We start from the raw sequence: 1,423 nt of genomic DNA on the forward strand, positions 1-1,423 counted from the left end.
TGAACTGAACCCCATAAGTTGGACACAACTTTTGGGGTATTTTTATGCGTTACAATCTAGACTTTAAACTCAAAGTCATCGCATACTATGAGCAAGGACATACCGGAGTCGCTACAGCAAGAAAATTTAACCTTGATAAAAAGATAGTGTCTAAGTGGACTTACCAATACCAAAGAGGTGGAATAGAAGCGATCAAACCCAAAACAAGTAAAGCCAAATACAGTAGCGACTTTAAACACCAAGTGATAACAGTCATGTTAGAACAAGGCTTAAGTCAATCTGAGGTCGCTTTAAAGTTTGCTATCAGCTCACCTGCTTTAATTAGCCACTGGCACAAAGCATATAGGCACCATGGTATGTCTGGACTAATCCCCAAACGCAAAGGTAGAGACGCCATGACCAAGCCATTTATCATCGACAAACCAGATAATGAAAAGATACTAGCAGAGCTTAAGCGTGAGAATGAATACCTGCGTACGGAGGTTGCCTACTTAAAAAAGCTAGATGCCTTGCTCAAAGCGGAGGAACAAGCAGGCAGAAAGCGAGGCTCATCGAAGGACTAAGACAGCAGCATCTTTTATCTGACTTATTAAAGATAGCAGGTATACCAAAGAGCAGCTTTTACTACCATAGAGCAACGCTTGAGAGTAAAGACAAATACGCTGATTTAAAACAGCATATTGCTCAGATATACCACCAGCATAAAGGCAGATATGGCTATCGTAGAATGACTGTCGCGTTAAAGCATCTAGGGGTTCATCATAACCATAAGCTCGTTGCTAAGCTTATGAAACAGTTGACACTCAGTGCCCGAATTCGACGACAAAAGTATCGCTCCTATAGAGGACAGCTTGGAGTAATAGGAAAGAATCATTTAAAGCGTCGGTTTAAAGCAAGCAAGCCACATAAGCGGTGGCTCACTGATATTACCGAGTTTAAGGTAGGTGACAATAAATTATATTTATCACCGATACTTGATGTTTATAACAATGAGATAGTCAGTTATACGCTCGCAAAAAGGCCAACCTATGATTTGGTAAGCCAAATGCTTGATAATGCATTGGACAAGACTGGAAAACATCGTCATAAGACGTTAATGCTACATTCAGATCAGGGATGGCATTATCAAATGAAGCCGTTTAGGGAGACACTTAAAAAGCATAAGATAAAACAAAGTATGAGCAGGAAAGGCAACTGCTTGGATAATGCGTTAATGGAAGGATTCTTTGGTACATTAAAGTGCGAGACTATCTATATCGACAAACCTAAAACAATTGAAGCATTAGAGAGACAGATTCATGAATATATTCATTACTACAATCATGAACGTATTCAGCTTAAACTAAAAGGACTGAGTCCTGTACAGTACAGAACTCAGTCCTTGAAATAAACGTAAACCGTCCAAGATTTGGGGTTCAGTTCA

The 1,423-nt window shown here is 39.7% G+C and carries 2 protein-coding genes; both read left to right on the top strand.

Going from position 1 to position 1,423, the window contains the following annotated elements; all coding sequences use genetic code 11:
* The first annotated feature begins 44 nt into the window (after positions 1–44).
* A complete protein-coding gene (locus QO187_RS13755; RefSeq protein WP_102092633.1) occupies positions 45–563 on the top strand; it encodes a helix-turn-helix domain-containing protein in 519 nt (172 codons plus the stop codon).
* The gene (locus QO187_RS13760; RefSeq protein ID WP_371548659.1) at positions 467–1,390 is read left to right on the top strand and encodes an IS3 family transposase; all 924 of its coding nucleotides are present in this window, start codon (positions 467–469) and stop codon (positions 1,388–1,390) included. The genes QO187_RS13755 and QO187_RS13760 overlap by 97 nt, the downstream gene beginning before the upstream one ends.
* Positions 1,391–1,423: the final 33 nt, after the last annotated feature.

Origin of the sequence: Psychrobacter sp. Arc9 (assembly GCF_041431295.1) — a bacterium.
In the GTDB taxonomy this organism is placed as follows: domain Bacteria; phylum Pseudomonadota; class Gammaproteobacteria; order Pseudomonadales; family Moraxellaceae; genus Psychrobacter.

Excerpts from the sequence above, each read along its gene's own strand:
- QO187_RS13755 (WP_102092633.1), top strand. The coding sequence starts at position 45 with ATGCGTTACAATCTAGACTTTAAACTCAAAGTCATCGCATACTATGAG.